Origin of the sequence: Methylibium sp., from assembly GCF_013817345.1 — a bacterium.
Taxonomy (GTDB): Bacteria; Pseudomonadota; Gammaproteobacteria; order Burkholderiales; family Burkholderiaceae_C; genus Methylibium.
The window spans coordinates 1-19,224 of the sequence record NZ_JACDCW010000078.1; the positions used below are offsets into that span (position 1 = coordinate 1).

At 67.6% G+C, this 19,224-nt stretch carries 19 protein-coding genes, 2 tRNA genes and 2 pseudogenes; 6 read left to right on the top strand and 17 right to left on the bottom strand.

The window, feature by feature from the left end; all coding sequences use genetic code 11:
* Nucleotides 1–255: 255 nt before the first annotated feature.
* From H0W40_RS14200 to H0W40_RS14265, 14 genes are all read right to left on the bottom strand, one after another.
* Nucleotides 256–331, bottom strand: a tRNA-Lys gene (locus H0W40_RS14200).
* A 59-nt stretch (nucleotides 332–390) separates the two neighbouring features.
* Nucleotides 391–466: transfer RNA gene (locus tag H0W40_RS14205), tRNA-Lys, on the bottom strand.
* Between the two features lie 41 nt (nucleotides 467–507).
* Entirely contained in the window at nucleotides 508–1,293 is a 786-nt protein-coding gene (locus H0W40_RS14210) for a tRNA threonylcarbamoyladenosine dehydratase (protein WP_292447301.1), read from the bottom strand.
* Nucleotides 1,294–1,303: 10 nt separating this feature from the next.
* Complete coding sequence (ybgF, locus tag H0W40_RS14215; protein ID WP_292447303.1) at nucleotides 1,304–2,170, bottom strand: tol-pal system protein YbgF; 867 nt, start codon at nucleotides 2,168–2,170, stop codon at nucleotides 1,304–1,306.
* Nucleotide 2,171: 1 nt separating this feature from the next.
* On the bottom strand, nucleotides 2,172–2,723 hold the full coding sequence (pal, locus tag H0W40_RS14220; RefSeq protein ID WP_292447305.1) for a peptidoglycan-associated lipoprotein Pal: 552 nt from the start codon (nucleotides 2,721–2,723) through the stop codon (nucleotides 2,172–2,174).
* Between the two features lie 43 nt (nucleotides 2,724–2,766).
* On the bottom strand, nucleotides 2,767–3,987 hold the full coding sequence (tolB, locus tag H0W40_RS14225; protein ID WP_292447308.1) for a Tol-Pal system beta propeller repeat protein TolB: 1,221 nt from the start codon (nucleotides 3,985–3,987) through the stop codon (nucleotides 2,767–2,769).
* A gap of 306 nt (nucleotides 3,988–4,293) precedes the next feature.
* Entirely contained in the window at nucleotides 4,294–5,751 is a 1,458-nt protein-coding gene (rng, locus tag H0W40_RS14230) for a ribonuclease G (protein ID WP_292447311.1), read from the bottom strand.
* Between the two features lie 87 nt (nucleotides 5,752–5,838).
* Nucleotides 5,839–6,450 (bottom strand): nucleoside triphosphate pyrophosphatase, encoded by a 612-nt coding sequence (locus H0W40_RS14235; RefSeq protein ID WP_292447314.1) that lies wholly within the window; start codon nucleotides 6,448–6,450, stop codon nucleotides 5,839–5,841.
* A gap of 76 nt (nucleotides 6,451–6,526) precedes the next feature.
* Nucleotides 6,527–6,997, bottom strand: coding sequence for a 23S rRNA (pseudouridine(1915)-N(3))-methyltransferase RlmH (gene rlmH, locus H0W40_RS14240; protein ID WP_292447316.1), 471 nt, complete (start codon nucleotides 6,995–6,997; stop codon nucleotides 6,527–6,529).
* Nucleotides 6,994–7,755, bottom strand: a complete 762-nt coding sequence (gene rsfS, locus H0W40_RS14245) for a ribosome silencing factor (protein WP_292447317.1) — start codon at nucleotides 7,753–7,755, stop codon at nucleotides 6,994–6,996. Before rsfS ends, rlmH begins: the two co-directional genes overlap by 4 nt.
* Complete coding sequence (nadD, locus tag H0W40_RS14250) at nucleotides 7,756–8,418, bottom strand: nicotinate-nucleotide adenylyltransferase (protein WP_292447320.1); 663 nt, start codon at nucleotides 8,416–8,418, stop codon at nucleotides 7,756–7,758.
* A 220-nt stretch (nucleotides 8,419–8,638) separates the two neighbouring features.
* The gene (hemF, locus tag H0W40_RS14255) at nucleotides 8,639–9,562 is read right to left on the bottom strand and encodes an oxygen-dependent coproporphyrinogen oxidase (RefSeq protein WP_292447322.1); all 924 of its coding nucleotides are present in this window, start codon (nucleotides 9,560–9,562) and stop codon (nucleotides 8,639–8,641) included.
* A 113-nt stretch (nucleotides 9,563–9,675) separates the two neighbouring features.
* The gene (purD, locus tag H0W40_RS14260; protein WP_292447325.1) at nucleotides 9,676–10,998 is read right to left on the bottom strand and encodes a phosphoribosylamine--glycine ligase; all 1,323 of its coding nucleotides are present in this window, start codon (nucleotides 10,996–10,998) and stop codon (nucleotides 9,676–9,678) included.
* On the bottom strand, nucleotides 10,995–11,735 hold the full coding sequence (locus H0W40_RS14265) for a YebC/PmpR family DNA-binding transcriptional regulator (protein WP_292447326.1): 741 nt from the start codon (nucleotides 11,733–11,735) through the stop codon (nucleotides 10,995–10,997). The genes purD and H0W40_RS14265 overlap by 4 nt, the downstream gene beginning before the upstream one ends.
* A 74-nt stretch (nucleotides 11,736–11,809) precedes the next feature.
* Here H0W40_RS14265 and H0W40_RS14270 point away from each other — a divergent pair, with 74 nt between their 5' ends.
* From H0W40_RS14270 to H0W40_RS14285, 4 genes are all read left to right on the top strand, one after another.
* The gene (locus H0W40_RS14270; RefSeq protein WP_292447328.1) at nucleotides 11,810–13,345 is read left to right on the top strand and encodes a helicase HerA-like domain-containing protein; all 1,536 of its coding nucleotides are present in this window, start codon (nucleotides 11,810–11,812) and stop codon (nucleotides 13,343–13,345) included.
* Between the two features lie 22 nt (nucleotides 13,346–13,367).
* Nucleotides 13,368–13,874 (top strand): DUF1499 domain-containing protein, encoded by a 507-nt coding sequence (locus tag H0W40_RS14275; RefSeq protein WP_292447330.1) that lies wholly within the window; start codon nucleotides 13,368–13,370, stop codon nucleotides 13,872–13,874.
* Between the two features lie 115 nt (nucleotides 13,875–13,989).
* Complete coding sequence (locus tag H0W40_RS14280; protein WP_292447332.1) at nucleotides 13,990–15,138, top strand: hypothetical protein; 1,149 nt, start codon at nucleotides 13,990–13,992, stop codon at nucleotides 15,136–15,138.
* Nucleotides 15,139–15,307: 169 nt separating this feature from the next.
* Nucleotides 15,308–16,033 (top strand): hypothetical protein, encoded by a 726-nt coding sequence (locus H0W40_RS14285; RefSeq protein WP_292447334.1) that lies wholly within the window; start codon nucleotides 15,308–15,310, stop codon nucleotides 16,031–16,033.
* Nucleotides 16,034–16,067: 34 nt separating this feature from the next.
* Here H0W40_RS14285 and H0W40_RS14290 read toward each other — a convergent pair whose 3' ends face one another.
* The 3 genes and pseudogenes from H0W40_RS14290 to H0W40_RS14300 all read right to left on the bottom strand — a co-directional run.
* Nucleotides 16,068–16,262, bottom strand: coding sequence for an efflux RND transporter permease subunit (locus H0W40_RS14290; protein WP_292447335.1), 195 nt, complete (start codon nucleotides 16,260–16,262; stop codon nucleotides 16,068–16,070).
* Between the two features lie 11 nt (nucleotides 16,263–16,273).
* Nucleotides 16,274–16,693, bottom strand: a pseudogene (locus H0W40_RS14295) (efflux RND transporter permease subunit); the annotation flags it as partial.
* A gap of 231 nt (nucleotides 16,694–16,924) precedes the next feature.
* Nucleotides 16,925–17,704, bottom strand: a pseudogene (locus tag H0W40_RS14300) (efflux RND transporter periplasmic adaptor subunit); the annotation flags it as partial.
* On the opposite strand from H0W40_RS14300, the gene H0W40_RS14305 reads away from it, so the two are divergent.
* Both H0W40_RS14305 and H0W40_RS14310 read left to right on the top strand, forming a co-directional pair.
* Nucleotides 17,703–18,497 (top strand): class I SAM-dependent methyltransferase, encoded by a 795-nt coding sequence (locus H0W40_RS14305; protein WP_292447336.1) that lies wholly within the window; start codon nucleotides 17,703–17,705, stop codon nucleotides 18,495–18,497. The pseudogene H0W40_RS14300 and the gene H0W40_RS14305 overlap by 2 nt on opposite strands.
* On the top strand, nucleotides 18,494–19,224 hold a 731-nt coding region (locus H0W40_RS14310), incomplete at its 3' end, for an NAD(P)/FAD-dependent oxidoreductase (protein ID WP_292447338.1). The genes H0W40_RS14305 and H0W40_RS14310, both read left to right, overlap by 4 nt.

Consider the following 19,224-nt stretch of genomic DNA (forward strand, 5'->3'; position numbering starts at 1 on the left):
GCCCCTACGACTTGCTTGTCCATGATGTGCATTACCGGCTTGATGCACACCATCGCAGGCGCGCTCGATCAGGCGATCGTGCGCATCTCGTCGTGAACGGGCAAGAGGGCCTTGAGGCCACGCTTACTGTCGAAGCGCGCCGGCCACACGGGACTCGCATGAAAACGCGATGGCAAAGCGTCGACTCGCATGGCGACCGCCTGTTCAGAAACGCAAACAGCCAGCAGGCGCGAACCTGTTGGCTGTCGTGTTTTCTGGTGGGCCCTGAGTGACTCGAACACTCGACCTACGGATTAAGAGTCCGCTGCTCTACCAACTGAGCTAAGAGCCCGTGAACCGGTCCACGGTGTTCGACTTTGCGCCGCAACGCGCGAAGGCGTCGTGCACTTTTGGTGGGTTGTGCGTGACTCGAACACGCGACCTACGGATTAAAAGTCCGCTGCTCTACCGACTGAGCTAACAACCCGTCGCAAAGCAGCGCATTCTAGCCCGACTCGCGAAGCGGACTCAAGCTTCGGCGCGGCCCGACAAGAGCTGCTCGATGACTTCGCCCGCAGCGACCAGGCCGAACACGGCCGTCACGCTCACCGCCGAGCCATAGCCTTTGCAGTTGAGGCTGCCTTCGACATCGCAAGCGCCATCGGGCCGACGCACCGGCTCGCGCGAGAACACGCAACGCAGGCCGATGGCACCCTTGCGCGGCACGCCGTGTCGTTGGCGCAAGCGCTGGCGCAGTGAAGCGAGAAGAGGATCGTGGGTGACATCGGCAATGTCCTGCACCTCCACATCCTGCGCGCGCCGCTTGCCGCCTGCCGCGCCAACGCTCACGAACGCAACCTGCCGGGATCGAGCCCAATCGGCCAGCACGGTCTTCGCAAGCATCTGGTCGCAGGCATCGATGAGCGCATCGACCGGCTGGCTCAGCAGGCCGGGCCAGACGTCGGGCTCGACGAACGCTTCCACGGTGTCGACCACGCACCCAGGATGTATCAGCGCGATGCGTTCTCGCAGCGCCTGGACCTTCGCCTGGCCGAGCGTGGTTTCGAGGGCCTGCACCTGGCGATTGATGTTGGACTCGGCGACATGGTCCAGATCGATCAGCGTCAGGCCCGCCACGCCGCTGCGCGCGAGCGCTTCTGCCGCCCAGGAGCCGACGCCACCGACGCCGACCACGGCCACCTTTGCCGCGCGCAGACGCTCGTAGCCGGCGTCTCCGTACAGCCGCCGCAGCCCACCGAAGCGTCGCTCGAGATCCGCGTCGGAAAACGCCTCGAGCGGCAGTGCGGCGCTCACGGCGCAGGCGTCACTTCAAGGAAGCGAGCCGCTCGCGTCCGGCCTGTGCGGCTTCGCTGGCCGGATAGTTCTTCATCAGCTCGTTGAGCGTGCTGCGTGCGCTCTTCGGATCTTTCAGCTCGATCTGGCAGTTGGCGATCGACAACAGCGCCTCGGGCGCTCGCGGGTGCTGCGGCGCACTCGACACCAGCGCGCGGAACGAGTCGATCGCCTCCTTGTAGTCGCGCTTGCCGTACTGCGCATTGGCCAGCCAGTACAAGGCCGTCTGACCGTAGCCGCTGGTCGGATAGCGCCGCTGGAAGGCGCTGAACGCCTCGATCGCACCGGCGAAATCACCTTGGCGCAGCACGCCGACCGCTTCGCCATACAGGCGCGTCTCGTCGGGCTCGGCGAGGAATTCGCGGCCATCGAGCTGCACCTTCTGTGGCTCGATGCGGCGCAGCCGGTCGTCGACGCCTTGCTGCACGTCTTTTTGCCGGCGCTGCAGCTCGGCGACGTCGCGCAGCAGCTGTTCGTCGTTGCCGCGCAGCCGGGCCAGCTCGCCACGCAGCTGTTCGATCGTGGTGTTGAGGTCGAGCAGGCTCCGCTGCAGCTGCCGGACCTGCTCGTTCAGCTGCTCCTGTCGCGCTAGGCCCGCCTGCTCGCTCTGGTTGAGTCGCTCACGGACGTCGAGGATCGCGCGGCGAGCCTCGTCGTCGCTGAAGAGCGCCGCTTGCGCCGCGCCGGCGCCGAGCAACGCCACGACCCCGATCGTGAGCCGCCAGCCCTTTTGCAGGCGAGCGGTCGCCGAAGCCGTTCGGGCGCTCGCCAGGCTGCCACAAGCGCGCCGAGCGTTCTCTACAGACGCAGCGATCAAAGTGAGCTCGGCGGTTTTCATCTCAGCGGTCACGCAACTCGGCACGGCGGTTCTCGGCCCAGGCCGTCTCGTCGCTGCCGGTCGCCGCCGGACGCTCCTCGCCGTAGCTCACGGCCTCGATCTGCGTGGTCTGCGCACCGAGCAGCGTCATCGACTTGGCGACGGCTTCGGCGCGCTTTTGACCCAGCGCCAGGTTGTACTCGCGGCCCCCGCGCTCGTCGGTATGGCCCTCGACGACGACGCGCTTGGCTCGATCGCTGCTCAACAGCTTGGCATGCGATTCGACGACCGGACGAAACTCGTCCTTGACGACGAAGCTGTCGAAGTCGAAGTAAACGACCTTCGGCAGCGCGTTGGCGGCGTCGGCCTGCTGCTTGGACAGATCGACGTTGGCCACTTGCGACTGCGGTGCGCCGCTGCCGTCGGCGCCTGCGCCACCCGCGCCGCCGGCGGCGCCGGGAGTGCGGCTTTCAACGGGCGGCTCGTCAAGCTTCACGCTCGATGCACAGCCGGCGAGCGCCAGCGCGGCCAGCATGGCCAATGCCGAGGTGCTGCGGGAAATGGATGCTTTCATGATGATGGTCTCCTGAGAAGAATCGAGTTTTATGAGTGCCGGCTCAGCGGCCGTAGGGGCCCCAGACCGGCTCGCGGACATCGGCCTGGGTTGCGACGAGACGGGCCTTGATCCTGCCGTCAGTGGTGGTCGTCATCAGCACATCGCGTCCGCCCTCGCGGGTGGCGTAGATGATGAGGCGGCCGTTCGGCGCGAAGCTCGGGCTTTCGTCGTCATTGGTGTCGGTGACGGCACGGCTGGCTCCGCCCACGCCGAGGTCCATGACATGGACCTTGAACCCGCCACTGCGGGAGATGTAGGCCATCTGCCTGCCGTCCGGGCTGAGCGACGGGCTGATGTTGTAGCTGCCTTCGAAGGTGACGCGCTCGGCGTTGCCACCTGCCACGGGCAGACGGTAGATCTGGGGGCTACCGCCGCGATCGCTGATAAAATAAAGCTGCTTGCCGTCGGCCGACCAGGCCGCCTCGGTGTCGATGGCGCTGGTGTTGGTCAGGCGCCGCACGTTCTGGCCATCGCGGCCCATCACGTAGAGCTGCGAGCCGCCTTCGCGGCTGAGCGTCATGGCCAGCTGGCTGCCGTCGGGCGACCAGGCCGGCGCACTGTTGGAGCCGCGAAAGCTCGCCACAGTGCGGCGCTTGCCGGAGGCGACCTCCTGCACGTAGACCACCGCCTTGCGGCTCTCGAAGGACACGTAGGCCAGTTCCTTGCCGTTGGGCGACCAGGCCGGCGAGATGATCGGCTCGGGGCTGGCCAGTGCCGATTGACCGGCTTCGCCGTCGGCATCGGTGACCCACAGCGTGTAGTTGCCGCTTCGGGTGACATAGGCAATGCGGGTCGAGAACACGCCCTTTTCGCCGGTGAGTTTTTCGTAGATCGCGTCGGCAATCTGGTGCGCGGCCAGGCGAAGGTCGGCCGCGCTGACGACGTAGCTCTGTCCGCCGAGATCGACACCCTTGACGACGTCCCACAGGCGGTAGCGCACATCGAAGCGGCCGTCGGCCAGACGGCTGACCGAGCCGGCCACCAACGCGTCGGCGCCGCGGCCGCGCCACTCCGTGAGCTCCGGCTTGGCCGCTTCGTCCAGTGCGACGCCGGCGGTGTCGAGCGGCCGGAACACGCCACTGCGCTCGAGATCGGCGCGCACGATCCGGCCGACTGGCTGCGGCGCCTGCTGCTCGGCGCGGAAAGCGATCACGGCGATCGGTAGCTGCGTCGCGCCAACGCCGGAAATCTCGACCCGAAATTGCGCGAGCGCAGCGGGCATTGCGGCGACCAGCGGCAGTGCGATAAGGCTGCGACGCACGGGCGAAGCCAGCGGAGGGGAGAAGGCTCGACGATTCATCGGGTCCGGACGGTGCAAACGGTGCAGAGGGGGAAGTCGTGCCGCGCGCGCAAGCCGCAGGGCGGGTGGCCTCGCAGGCTAGACCGTGGCATCGTGGACGGAAATATCAGTGGGACGAAAGACGGGCGGAGCGGCGCAAGGATACCAGCCGCCATCGCCGAGACGAGCGCCCGCGGCAGGAAGTCGTGTCACGGTGTAGGGCACCTCGCCCCACCCGCGCGCCTGCGGTCACAGCAGCACGATGTCATACTGCTCGGGCGGCAAGCCCGGCTCCGTCTGCAACGATACCGGCTTGCCGATGAAGTCCGAGAGCCCGGCCAGATGCGGGCTCTCCTCGTCGAGCAGCATCTCCACCACCGCCGCCGAAGCGATGACGCGGAACTCGCGCGGGTTGAACTGCCGCGCCTCGCGAAGGATCTCGCGCAGGATGTCGTAGCACACGCTGCGCGGCGTCTTGACCTGGCCCTTGCCCTGGCAGGTCGGGCAGGGTTCGCACAACAGGTGCGCCAGCGACTCGCGGGTGCGCTTGCGCGTCATCTCCACCAGCCCGAGCTGAGTGAAGCCGCTCACCGTGATTTTGGTGCGGTCCCGGGACAACTGTTTGCGCAGTTCGGCGAGCACCGCGTCCTGGTGCTCCTCGCGAACCATATCGATGAAGTCGATGATGATGATGCCGCCGAGGTTGCGCAGACGCAATTGCCGCGCGATCGCCTGCGCGGCCTCGAGGTTGGTCTTGAAAACGGTCTCGTCGAAATTGCGCGCGCCGACGTAACCGCCGGTGTTGATGTCGACGGTGGTCAGCGCTTCGGTCTGATCGATGATCAGGTAGCCGCCGCTCTTGAGCTCGACGCGGCGCGCGAGCGCGCGCTCGATCTCCTCGTCGATGCCGAACAGGTCGAAGACGGGCCGCTCGCCGGCGTAGAGCTTGAGTTTCTTCACCGACGTCGGCGTGTACTGCTCCCCGAAGTTGCGCAACACGTCGTACTGCAGCCGTGAGTCGATGCGCACCGCCTGCGTCTGTTCGTTGGTCAGGTCGCGCAGCACGCGCTGCACCAGGCTCAGGTCCTCGTGCAGCAGCGTGCCCGCAGCGGCCTTGAAGGCGCGCTCCCGTATTGCGTTCCAGGTTTTGCGCAGGTAGTCGATGTCGTCTTCGAGCTCGACATCCGTCGCTTCCTCGGCATTGGTGCGCAGGATGAAACCGCCGCCGCCCTCGCCCGCCAGCACCTGCATGCGCGCGCGCAGCCGTTCGCGCAGCTCTTGCGAGCCGATCTTCTGGCTGATGCCGATGCGGTCGTCCTGCGGCAGGAAGACGAGCAGCCGCCCGGCGATGCTGATTTGCGTGGACAGGCGTGCGCCCTTGTTGCCGATCGGGTCCTTGATCACCTGGACCATCAGGGTCTGGCCATCGAACACCTGGCGCTCGATCGGCACCGCCGGCGCGGCGTCGCGCACCGTGGGTTCGTCGCGGTGCAGGTCGGCCACGTGCAGGAAGGCCGCGCGGGCAAGGCCGATCTCGATGAAGGCCGACTGCATTCCCGGCAGGACGCGCGCCACGCGGCCCGAATAGATGTTGCCGACCCAACCGCGCTCGAGCGTGCGCTCGATATGCAACTCCTGCACCGCGCCGTTCTCGACGATGGCCACCCGGGTTTCCTGAGGGGACCAGTTGATGAGGATGTCTTGCATAGAGCCATGTTAAGTGGCCGGACTGCCGCCGACGTTCCGGCTGCCCGGGTGGCTCGCTTCGCCACACCTGCGGCGAGAGCCCTGCGATCAGAAGCTCCAGCCCACCCCCCGCAACACCTCCGCCGTCTCGAACAAGGGCAGGCCCATGACCCCGGAGTAGCTCCCCTCGATGTGTTCGACCCACGCCGCCGCCTGGCTTTGGATCGCATACGCTCCCGCCTTGCCCTGCGATTCGCCGCTCGCCACGTAGCGCACGATCTCGTCGGAGCCGAGCTGCCGAAAGCGAACGGCGGACACCTGCAGCACGCACTGCGGCGCGAACGCCGCATGCGGCGCTTCGGCCAGCGCTACGGCGGTCAGCACGCGATGCGTCTGGCCCGAGAGGGCCTGCAGCATCAGCGCCGCGTCCTCGTCATCGGCGGGCTTGCCGAAGATGCGCGGCCCCAGCGCCACGGTGGTGTCAGCGCACAGGATCGGTGCGGCGGGCAGGCCGCGTGCGAGCAGCCGCGCGCGCGCCGCCGCGAGCTTGGCCAGGGTCACGCGCAGCACGTAGTCGTCCGGCGCCTCGTCGGGCAGCAACCTCTCCAGCGCCTCGGTGTCCTCGTGCGCATCGGGCAGCAGCAACTCGTGGCGCACACCGATCTGTTCGAGAAGCTGACAGCGGCGGGGGCTTTGCGAAGCGAGATAGAGGAAGCGCATGAAGGAAGGCAGAAAGCTCAGTGAAAGTCAGCAGGAACCACGCACGCACGGCAGCGGGCGTTCGCCGTTCACCCGGTCATTCCCGGTGATACGGGTGCCCGGCGTTGAGCGACCAGGCCCGGTACAGCGCCTCGAGCAGCACGACACGCGCCAGCGCGTGCGGCAGCGTCAGGTCCGACAGCCGCAGGCTCTCGTCGGCGCTGCTCTTGAGGCCTGCGTCCAGGCCATCGGGGCCGCCCATGAGCAGCGCCACGTCGCGCCCATCGTGCCGCCAGGCGATCAGCCGCTCGGCCAGCGCATGGGTGCTCAGACGGGCGCCGTGCTCGTCGAGCACCACGCGGCGCGATCCCTTGGCACAGGCCGCGTCGAGGCGCTCGGCTTCGGCCGCCTTGAGCGCCTCCACCGGTTTGCCGAGGGTGCGCGGCTCGGCCTTGACGGCCTTGAGCTCGATGCGCCAGTCGGGCGGAAAGCGCTTGAGGTAATCGGTGCAGGCGCTCTCGGCCCAGACCGGCAGGCGCTGGCCGACGGCGACCAGCGCGAGCTTCATGTGCGGCGCACGGTTTTCTTGGCGCCGGCCTTGGCAGCGGGTCGGCCACCTGCGGACTTGCGCGCGGCCGGGGCCGTGGCCGGTGCATTCGCTACTGGCGCCACGCCGCCCTTGCCGGACCCGGCCGCCGCACGACCGCCTCGACCCGGCGCAGAGGCTGAAGAGCGGCCCGCCGGCCGGGCCGGCGCCGATGTACGACCGCCCGGTTTCGCTGTCGTCTTGGCCGCGGTCTTTGCCGCGGGCTTCCTGGCCGCTGGCTTCTTCGCCACGGACTTCTTCGCCGCAGTCGGCCGGCTTGCGCCGCGCTGACTCGTCCTGACCGTGGGTGCCTCGCCGTTGCCCGCACGCTTGCCTGAGCGTGGTGCGGGTTCGTCCTCCTCGGGCTCGGCCGCCTTGACGAGGCCCCGGGTGGCTTCGCCCAGCTTCATCTTCACCGACTTGCCGCCCCACAGTTCTTCGAGGTGGTAGTAGCGGCGGATATCGGGCTGCATGATGTGCGCCACCGCAGCGCCGCAGTCGACGATGATCCATTCGCCGTTCTCTTCACCCTCGGTGCGCAGTACGGGAAAGCCACCGACCTTCACCGCGTCGCGCACGCTGGCGGCCAGCGCCTTCGTTTGCCGGTTGCTGGTGCCCGACGCGATGATCACGCGTTCGAACAGGGCCGAGAGGTGCTCGGTGTTGAAGACGACGATGTCGTGCGCCTTCACGTCCTCGAGGCCATCGACGATGGCGCGCTGCAGTTTTCGGATGTCCATTCAGCTCCTGGGCGGCGTGCCATCGGGCGCGCACGGTGTTGAGAAAGAGGTACCGGCTCGGCGATAGAGCCGGTGTGAATCAATATAGCGTGCCACTCCGGCGGGCACCACCGCAGGAACGAGGTCCTGCGCACTGCCGCCGGCGGCCAGGTGAGCGCGGATCGAAGTCGACGACACCGCCATCGCGCGCATGCTCATCGGCACGGCCCGATGCGCCACGCCTTGCAGGGCCGCCGGCGGCCGGACCGAAGCGCCGTCGCGCGCCGCCACTCCCAGCGTCACCAGCAAAAGCAGTTCCCGCCAGGCGTGCCAGGTCGGCAGGCCTTCGTACTGATCCTGTCCGATCAGCAGGTAGAGCGTGGCCTGCGGATGCTCGGCGTGCAGTTCGCGGGCGCTGTCCACGGTGTAGCTCGGCCCGCTGCGCTCGAGCTCGCGACGATCCAGGACGAAGCGCGGCTCTTCTTCAATAGCGGCGGCGACCATCGCGGCGCGGTCTTCGCCGCTGGCCAGTTCGTGCGGCTTCTGCCACGGCCGGCCGGCGGGCAACCAGTGCAGCGAGTCGAGTGCAAGTTCTTCCACGGCGACGCGCGCCAAGGCAAGGTGTGCCTGATGCGGCGGATCGAAGCTGCCGCCGAAGAGGCCGATGCGGGCGGGTGCGCTCACCCCTCACCCCAGCCCTCTCCCCGCACGCGGGGCGAGGGAGTGCGCCGTCTCTCACTTTGGCGCTCGTCCTGAATGCAGGACACATTCGCATCCTGCTCCCTTTCCTGCTTGCGGGAGAGGGTTGGGGGCGAGAGGGGGCATTCGAGGCGCATGCGCCGAGCCCCTCGAGCGGTCCCGGCTTGCAAGCCGGGACGCGCGCCGCAGGCGAGGGTCCCGGCGATCAACACCACTCTCTGGGCCTGAGAAAGTCGCTGTACAACCGTGCCTCGGGCGTGCCGGGCTCGGGCTTCCAGTCGTAGCGCCAGCTCACCACCGGCGGCATCGACATGAGGATCGCCTCGGTGCGTCCGCCGGACTGCAGGCCGAACAGCGTGCCGCGGTCCCACACCAGGTTAAACTCGACGTAACGGCCGCGGCGATAGCACTGGAACTCGCGCTCGCGCTCCCCGTAGGGCGTGTCGCGGCGGCGGCGCAGGATCGGCAGGTAGGCGGCGAGCAGCGAATCGCCGATGGCGCGGGTCATGGCGAAGCCGGCATCGAAGCCGCCCTCGGCGAAGTCGTCGTAGAAGATGCCGCCGATGCCGCGCGGCTCGTTGCGGTGCTTTAGAAAGAAGTACTCGTCGCACCACTGCTTGAAGCGCGGGTACTTGTCGGCGCCGAAGGGTGCGAGCGCATCCTTGCACGTGGTGTGGAAGTGAGTCGCGTCTTCCTCGAAGCCGTAGTACGGCGTGAGGTCCATGCCGCCGCCGAACCAACTGACTGTCTCGACGCCCCCGTCCGGGAGCGACTTGTGCGCAGCCAGCATGCGCACGTTCATATGCACCGTGGGCACATACGGACTGCGCGGATGGAACACCAGCGAGACGCCCATCGCCTCGAACGGTGCGCCGGCCAACTCGGGCCGGTGCTGCGTTGCGGAGGGCGGCAGCGCAGCACCCTTCACGTGGCTGAAGCTGCAGCCGCCGCGCTCGAGCAGCGCGCCGCCCTCGATCAGCCGCGAAAGGCCATCGCCCTCGAGCGGGCCGCCGCGCTCACGCTGCCAGGCATCGCTCAGGAAGCGGCCGCCGTCCTCGGCCTCCAGGGCGGCGACGATGCGCGATTGCAGTCCTAGCAGGTAGCTGCGCACGTCAGCAGCGTCGTTCATCGCAGGCAGCCTTCGAACACACGTGTGCCGGTGGTGCAGCGACAGACAGGCGATGCACAAGCCGGCTCGTCGCTCCACGCGGCCCCGCGCCGGCAAGGCGCGATCGGTCAGCCTCAGCGCGCCTTGATTGCACGGTGGCCAATGTCATGCCGAAACTGCATGCCGTCGAAGGCGATCGGCGCCAGCGCCTCGTAGGCGCGCTGTTGCGCGACCTTGACCGATTCCCCCAACGCAGTGACGCACAACACGCGCCCGCCGCTGGTCATCAGGCGCCCGCCTTCCTTGACGGTTCCGGCATGAAAGACCACCGCCTCGGCCGTCGCGTCGGGGCCTGCCGGCGGCAGGCCGGTGATGGCGTCGCCCTTGCGAGGCACCTGCGGATAGCCGGCCGCCGCCATCACCACACCCAGCGCAATGCGCCGATCCCATTGGAGCTCGACCCCGCCCAGCGTGCCGTCGGCCGCATGCACCAGCACGTCGAGCAGGTCGCTCTTGAGCCGCATCACGATAGGCTGCGTTTCCGGGTCGCCCATCCGGCAGTTGAACTCCAGCGCCTTGGGCCGGCCCTGAGCGTCGATCATCAGGCCGGCGTAGAGGAAGCCGGTGTAGGGAATGCCGTCCTTGGCCATGCCGTCGAGCGTGGGCTGGATGATCTCGTGCATCACTCGCGCATGGACGTTGGGCGTGACCACCGGCGCAGGCGAATAGGCGCCCATGCCGCCGGTGTTAGGGCCGGTGTCGCCGTCGAACGCGCGCTTGTGGTCCTGGCTGGTCGCCAGCGGCAGCACGTTGCGGCCATCGGCGATGACGATGAAGCTGGCTTCCTCGCCTTCGAGAAACTCCTCGATCACGACGCGCGGCACTGCGCGGCCGTCGCTGCCGGCGGAGTGCTGCACCTCGAGCGGCGGCACGCCGGCATCGGTGCCGAGCATCCAGTCGATTGCCGCATGCGCTTCGTCCACGGTGGCCGCCACGACCACGCCCTTTCCGGCGGCCAGGCCGTCGGCCTTGATGACGATCGGCACGCCGGTCTTCTCGACGTGCGCGTGGGCAGCGGCGGCGTCGGCAAAGGTCTGGTACAGCGCGGTCGGGATGCCGTGGCGCTGCATAAAGTCCTTCGAGAAGGCCTTCGAGCTTTCGAGCTGCGCGGCGGCCTGGGTCGGGCCGAAGATGCGCAGGCCGCGCGCGCGGAACACATCCACCACGCCGGCAGCCAGCGGTGCCTCCGGGCCGACGACCGTGAGCGACACCTTTTCGGCCTGCGCGAAATCGGCCAGCGCCTGAACGCCTTCGATCGGCACGTTCTTGAGCCGCAGGTCGCTCGCGGTACCCCCATTGCCGGGCGCCACGAAAACCATCTGCACCTTGGGCGACTGCGCAATCTTCCAGGCCAGCGCATGTTCACGGCCACCGCCACCGATCACCAGGACTTTCATTGCGGTGCTCCTTGTCCGGCCAATTCGGCGTTGTGGAACACGGCCTGCGTGTCGTCCAGGTCCTCGAGCACGTCGAGCAGCTTTTGCATGCGCGCGGCATCGTCGCCGGCAAGCTCGATCGTGTTCTCGGCGCGCATCGTTACTTCAGCCACCTCGGGCTTCAGGCCGGCCGCCTCCAGCGCCTGCTTGACGGGCTCGAAGGCCAGCGGATCGCTCAACACCTCGATCGCACCGTCTTCGTCCGCGATCACGTCGTCGGCACCGGCCTCCAGCGCCGCTTCCATCACCTTGTCTTCTCCGGTACCGGGTGCGAAGACGAACTGCCCGCAATGCTTGAACTGGAAGGCGACCGAACCCTCGGTGCCCAGGTTGCCACCGTACTTGCTGAAGGCGTGCCGAACCTCGGCCACGGTGCGCACGCGGTTGTCGGTCATGCAGTCGACGATGACCGCCGCACCGCCGATGCCGTAGCCCTCGTAGCGCACTTCCTCGTAGTTGACGCCTTCGAGCGCGCCGGTGGCCTTGTCGACGTTCTTCTTGATGGTGTCGGCCGGCATGTTGGCGGCCTTGGCCTTGTCCACCGCCAGGCGCAGGCGAGGGTTCATGGCCAGATCGCCCCCGCCCTGGCGCGCGGCAACGACGATCTCGCGGATGATCCGCGTCCAGATGCGGCCCCGCTTCTCGTCCTGCCGGCCCTTGCGGTGCTGGATGTTGGCCCACTTGGAATGCCCGGCCATTTTTTCTTTCGGAAAGCTTAGGATTGGCGCGATTTTATGTGACGCCCTCCCCCTCAGCCTCCCGGAACACCGCCATGACCGAGCCGCTCCTGATCGCCCAGCATGGCGATACCGCTTGCGCGCTGTTGCCGGCACTGGCCAACCGCCACGGCCTGATCACCGGGGCCACCGGCACCGGCAAGACGGTCACGCTGCAGGCACTGGCCGAGGGCTTCAGCAAGATCGGCGTGCCGGTTTTCCTGGCCGACGTGAAGGGCGACCTCACGGGCATCGCGCAGACGGGCAGCATGGGCGAGAAGATGGCCAAGGTGCTGCAGGAGCGCGGCCTGGCGATCCCAGCGCCCTTCGCCTGCCCGGCCACCTTGTGGGATGTGTTCGGCGAACAGGGCCACCCGGTGCGCGCCACCGTCTCCGACATGGGCCCGCTCCTGCTTGGCCGCATGCTCGCGCTGAACGACACGCAGCAAGGCGTGATGGCACTGGTCTTCAAGATCGCCGACGACAACGGCATGCTGCTGCTCGACCTGAAAGACCTGCGGGGGATGCTGCAGTACGTGGGCGACAACGCCAAGCAGTTCCAGACCGAGTACGGGAACATCAGCCCCGCGAGCGTGGGCGCCATCCAGCGCGGCTTGATGCAGATCGAAGAACAGGGCGGCGACAAGTTCTTCGGCGAGCCCATGCTCGACATCAACGACTTCATGCAGACGGTGAGCGGCCACGGCATCGTCAACATCCTCGCCGCCGACAAGCTGATGAGCTCGCCGCGCCTGTACGCCACCTTCTTGCTGTGGATGCTCAGCGAGCTGTTCGAGACGCTGCCCGAGGTGGGCGACCTCGACAAGCCAAAGCTGGTGTTCTTCTTCGACGAGGCGCACCTGCTGTTCAAGGATGCGCCCAAGGCGCTGATCGAGCGGATCGAGCTGGTCGTACGGCTGGTTCGCTCCAAGGGCGTGGGCGTTTATTTCGTGACGCAGAACCCGCTCGACGTGCCCGACACGGTGCTCGGCCAGCTCGGCAACCGGGTGCAGCACGCGCTGCGCGCCTTCACGCCTCGCGACCAGAAGGCGGTGAAGTCAGCCGCCGAAACGATGCGGCCCAATCCGGGTCTGGACATCGGTGCTGCCATCACCGAGCTGGCGGTCGGCGAGGCACTGATCAGCCTGCTCGACGAGAAAGGCCGCCCCGGCATCACCCAGCGCGTCTATTGCATCCCGCCGGGCAGCCAGATCGGCCCGATCTCGCCCGAGCAGCGAAAGGCCCTGATCGCCGGCTCGCTGGTCGCCGGCGTGTACGAAAAGACCGAGGACCGCGAATCAGCCTACGAGAAGCTCGCGCAACGCGCCGCCGCCAGCGCCGATGCCGCGCAGCAAGCCGGCGCCGGGCCGGGCGGCACCGCTGCTTCAACCGGTGACGGCGACGGCGGCATGCTCGGCGGACTGGGCGGCATCCTGTTCGGCTCGACCGGGCCACGCGGCGGCAAGCGCGAAGGCTTGGCCGAGTCGATGGCCAAGTCGGCGGTGCGCACCATGGGCAGCACCGTCGGCCGCGAGATCATCCGCGGCGTGCTCGGCTCGCTGCTCGGCGGCATGGGAAAGCGGCGGCGTTGAGGGCGAGCAGGGTTCGGCGGTCATGAGGCGCGGCTGGCTGATCGCCGCCATCCTCGTGATCGCGCTGGTGCTGGCCCTGCTGGGGGCCGGGCGCTTCCGCATGTTCTCGGGCACGCCGCCGACCGACCTGGGTGTGCACGACGGCCGGTTCAAGCCGCCTTCGCCGACTGAAAACAGCGTGAGCAGTCAGGCAAGACTGCATGCCGAAAGCAGGCCGCCGGCCAGCGCGCGCATCAACCCACTGCCCTTGCGCGGCAAAGCCGAAGCTTCGATCGCGCGGTTGCGTTCGGTTCTCGAAGCGACCGAAGGCGTGCGCATCGTGCAGGCCGAGCACGATTACCTGCGCGCCGAGGCGCGAACCCGTTGGCTGGGTTTCGTCGACGACCTCGAATTCTGGTTCGATCCGGTCGACGGCGTGATTCATTTGCGCTCGGCGTCCCGGTTGGGAGGGCGCGATTTCGGAACCAACCGCAAACGCATCGACGAAATTCGCGCGCGCTATCTCGGTCTGGGGCCCAAGCCGGACTGAAGCGCCGGCGCGGTGGAGCGGGAGCGTCTCGATTTCTCAGCCGCTTCGTATTCCAAAACACACAAGGTGCGGCGATGCGTTACAGCGCGCGCTACTCGCAGGCAAACTCACCGCAATGCGCATCGGAAAACCCAGGCTTCGCCTTGCCGACGGCCAGGCCGTCCTTGAAACAGACATCGTCTCGGATCAAGTTCCCAAGACGCTGTGGTTCTCAACGTCCGAGCGATTCGGGGATCTGCTCGCGGACTCGTCGGACAGCCAGCTCGTCGCGCTCTTGATTCCGGCCATGATCAACGGCGAGCCGATAAGCCTGGACGGGTCGGTTTCCGAAAAGCTTTACTACAGCCTTCGGGGCCTCCAGCGTCTCCTGCTGGAAGTCATGCCCTTCCTGAAGAAGATCGACATTCGTCCCAACGAACTCGTATCCGAACGAACGGGGGCGAGCGGCGTGGCGACGGGCTTTTCCGGCGGCATCGATTCGTTCTGCGTGCTGGCGGATCACCACTACGCGAAGGTACCCGAGGGCTTCCGGATCACGCACCTGCTCTGCAACAACGTCGGCTCGCACGACACGGGCGGCGAGGCGACCTTCAGGCGCCGATACGAGCGCTTGTTGCCATTGACCGAGCGCCTCGGATTACCGCTGATCGACATCAACAGCAATCTCGATACGTTCTATGGCGACCGCCTGAATTTTCAGCAGACGCACACGCTGCGCAATGCTGCCGTTCCCTTGCTGTTCGGCGCCGGCATCCGGCGTTTCATGTACGCCTCGGCACACAGTTTTCGCGACGTTGCGGTATCGCGCTACCACGACACTGCGCCGACCGATCTCATCTCCCTGCCGATGCTCTCCACTGAAAGCACCGAATGCTTCTCGGTCGGCAGCGAATACTCGCGAGTGGAGAAGACGCTGAAGGTCGCCGAGTTGGCCGACTCCCACGATTTCCTGGACGTGTGCAACAGAACGTGGACCGAGAAGAACTGCGGGTCCTGCCCGAAATGCAAACGCACGCTGCTCACGCTGGAAATCGCCGGCAAGCTGCACGCGTACGAGCGCGTGTTCGATCTGGCGGCGTACCGCAAGGTCCGCAGCGGCTATCTCGGGCGGGTCTTCAACGCAAACGATCCCTTCTCGCGAGAGATCATGCAGTTCGCTCAGGCGGCCGGCTTCCCGCGCGATGCCTACTCCCGGCTCTATGGCGCTGCATGGAAGACCAAGGAATCGATGAAGCGGCTGGCCCGCTTTGCAAAGCCTGCGTGACGGCGGGAGCGCTTCGGTTCTCGTTCGCAGAGAGCCGCTGCACAACAGACCGCCGGTTTCGTCTGTGCGGCGCATCGCGCAGGGACGCCTCGAATCACCCCGCTGCGAGTGCCGGCGCGATTGTGAATCGATGACAGAACCGTGACACTGGATCGGTCCGATTCAGTCCATGGCGAGCAAGCTCATGCAGTCCCTTCCAAAGCGCGACAGTCGTTTCCTACTGGCGTTCGTCGCCGCGCCCGTCGGGGTTCTCCTGGCGGTGGTGGTGGTGAGCACGTTCGCAGCCATCCCGATCGAGCATTTCACTCGCGATCCCGCGGATCTCGCGGTGCAACACCCTCTGTGGGGCGTCGTATCGAACCTCGGCATCCTGTTGTGGTGCACGTGCGCGGCGGTCTGTGCTTTCAGCAGCCATGTGCTGGCACGGCGCGAGCAGCGAGCGACCGAGCGCGCGCGGCATCTGCGGGCCGCTGCGCTGTGCACCGGGGTGCTGCTGCTGGACGACCTGTTCATGGTCCATGACGACCTGGCCCGGCGCTACCTAGGCTTCGGCGAGCCCGCCGTCGTCGTGCTGCTGGCCTCCGCCGCGCTCGCCTACTTCTGGCGCTTCGGGCACCAGATCCTCGCCGGCAAATGGGGCCTGCTGTTGTTCGCAATGGCCTGCCTGATGTCGTCGCTGCTGATCGATCAGATCAACGATCGGGGCCTCCTCGGCACGGGCTCCTGGCCCTATTTCGCCGAGGACGCGCCCAAGTTCCTGGGCATCGCCGCGTGGTGCGGCTATCACTACCGGCTGGCCATCAGATCGCTCGAACCGGTGTCGGAAGCGTCCCAGTCACGCGCGGCCAACGATTCGCTTCACCCCGAGCAGGTCGTGCCTCGCGCTACAGCCTGATTGCGCGACGGCGATCGGCTCGCTCGACTCTCGTTCACGCGGCCTCGGCCGCCACCGGCCGGGTGATCGGCCCCTTGCCGCTGTACCGGTCGAGATAAAGATAGATCACCGGCGTGATGTAGAGCGTGATCGCCTGCGAGAAGATCAGGCCGCCCACGACCGCCAGGCCCAGTGGCTGCCGTAGCTCGGCGCCGGCCCCCAGGCCCAGGGCGATGGGGAGCGCCCCCATGAGTGCGGCAGCAGCACCGAGGAATCGGACGGATTGCTCTTGCGGTACGAGGGCACCGTGGTCATGTCATCGGGCAGCGCGCGCTGCGCGCGCAGCAGCGCGGCCTGCACATCCACCGCGGCGTCGTCGATGTCGCGATCCTCGTCGAACTCCAGGGTCAGCGAGGTGCTGCTCAAGGTGTTGGTCGAGCTGATCAGCGCCAGGCCGGGGATGGTGGCGAACTGCTTTTCCAGCGGCAGCGCCACGGAAGTCGCCATCGTCTCCGGGCTCGCGCCGGGCAACGAGGCCGAGACGCTGATGACCGGCGTGTCGTAGCTCGGCAGCGCGGCGATCGGAATCTTGGTGTACGCAATGACGCCGGCCAGCACCATGGCCAGGTTGAGCAGCACGGTCATCACCGGCCGCCGGATGAACAGCTCCGATAGATTCATGGTGTCGGGGTGCGAGCCACCGCGCTGGCGGCGCTGGCCACTGGAACCGCCTGGTCGGTGCCGCCCTGCTCCACCACTGTCGATCCCGGCCGCAGGTTCTGCTTGCCCATGACCACGATGCGCTCTGCCGCGCGCACGCCCGTGACGACCGCCGTTTCGCCGCTCGATGCCACCAGCTCGATGCTGCGCAATGCCGCCTTGCCGTCGGGCCCGACCACGTACCGTCCTGTCGCGCGCGCCCTGGATGATCGCGGCCTGGGGAACGAGGATGGCGTCCGGCAGCGTGCGCACCGCCATCTCGACGTTCACGTAAGCGCCCGGCCAGAGCAATTGCTTCGAATTCGCGAACTGCGCCTTGGCCTGCACCGAGCCCGACGCGGCGTCAACGGCGCTGTCGACGAATTGCAGCGTGCCTTCGAGCGCTGTGCTGCCGCCCGGACCGTGCGGCAACTGCGCCGTGACGCGGCCGCTGCCGCCGCCGCTGCGCAGGCTGGCCAGCAGGTCGCCGAGGTGCCGTTGCGGCACTTCGAAGGCGACCGCGATCGGATCGAGCTGGGTGATCGTGACCAGCGGCAAGGATGCGGGCGTCACATAGCTGCCGGCATACACCCCGATGGCGCCGGCGCGTCCGGCGCTCGGCGCGGTGATGCGGCTGCAGCTCAGCTTGACCTGCGCGGCGCGGATCGCCGCGCGATTGGCCGCCACAAGGGCGCGCTGGGCCTCGGCCAGGCTCAAATTGGTATCGACCGCGCTTTGCGACACGAACTCCTGGCGGAGCAGATCGCGGCGCGCGAGAGCTGCCGCTCGGCATCGCCCAGGGTCGCAAGGTTGCGCTGCAGTTCGGCCTGGGCCTGGATCACGCGCACGGGGCTGAGCCTCGTATGAAGCAATGTGAACATCCGTAAAGCGACGGGCAATAACAGCGTGCGCCTTCTCACGCTGCGGCGCGCTGCACGCGCGAAGCCTCGTCAGGCGCTCGCCGGGCGCGAGGCGCTTGCCATAATCTCGCATGACCCGCAGCCATGCTTCCGAGCCCGCCCGATCCGACCCGATTTCGCCCCCGCTTGCACCCCCGCTCGCACCACATGCGCCGCTGACCGACTACTACGGCGACGAGCAGGAGCACCAGCAGTTCCTCCAGCGAATCTTCGACGACACCGCGCCGGATTACGAGCGCATCGAGCGCATTCTCGCGCTCGGCTCCGGAGCGTGGTACCGCCGCAAGGCGCTGCAGCGTGCGGGGCTGCGACCCGGCGCGCAAGTGCTCGATGTCGGCATCGGCACCGGACTGGTGGCACGCGAGGCGCTCGGCCTGATCGGAGGCAGCGGCCGGTTGGTCGGGGTCGATCCCAGCCCCGGCATGATGAGCGAAGTGAAGCTGCCCGGCCTGGAACTGCTGCGCGGGCGGGCCGAGGCGCTGCCGCGTGAGAACGACACGAGCGACTTCCTCAGCATGGGCTACGCGCTGCGTCACATCGCAGACGTAGGGGCGGCCTTCGCGGAGTTCAACCGGGTGTTGCGCCCGGGCGGGCGGCTGCTGGTGCTGGAGATCACGCGCCCGAACGGCGCCGTGCCCACCGCGCTGCTCAAGGGCTACATGCGCGCCGTGGTGCCCTTGATCGCCAGTGTGGTCGGGCGTCGCAAGGGCAGCGCCGAGCTGTGGCGCTACTACTGGGACACGATCGAGGCCTGCATTGCGCCGCAGGCGGTGCTCGACGCGCTGCGCGCCGCGGGGTTCCAGGATGTGCAGCGCCACGTCGAGCTTGGCATCTTTTCCGAATACACCGCCGTCAAACCCGCATGAACGCCCGCGACAACACGCTCGCCTCTTCCCCCTGCGCCGCGTCGACGCAAGAACACTGCGACGTGCTCGTGATCGGCGGCGGCCCCGCCGGCTCCACCATCGCGGCCCTGCTCGCACAGCAGGGCCGCGATGTCGTGCTGATCGAAAAGGCGCAACACCCGCGCTTTCACATCGGCGAGTCGCTGCTGCCGGCCAACGTCGCCTTGTTCGAGAAGCTCGGCGTGCGCGAACAGGTCGAGGCGATCGGCATGCCCAAGTGGGGCATCGAGTTCGTCTCGCCGGAGCACGAGCACCGCAGCTACCTGGAGTTTTCCGAGGCCTGGGACAAGTCGATGCCCTACTCGTGGCAGGTGCGCCGCTCCGAGCTCGACGAACTGCTGTTCCGCCACGCTGCCGGGCAAGGCGCCCGCACGATCGAGGGCTGCCGCGTTCGCGAGGTCGCCTTCGATGCGGACGGCGCTGACGTGCGGGCTACGCTCGACGACGGCGCCCCGAGAAGCTGGCGTGCCCGCTTCGTGGTCGATGCCTCGGGCCGCGACACCTTCCTGGCCAACAAGCTGCGCTGCAAGGAAAAGAGCGCGGCGCACAACAGCTCCGCGCTGTTCGGCCACTTCACCGGCGCCGAGCGGCTGCCCGGCAAGAAGGAAGGCAACATCAGCATCGCCTGGTTCGAGCACGGCTGGTTCTGGTTCATCCCGCTGGCCGACGGCACGACGAGCGTGGGCGC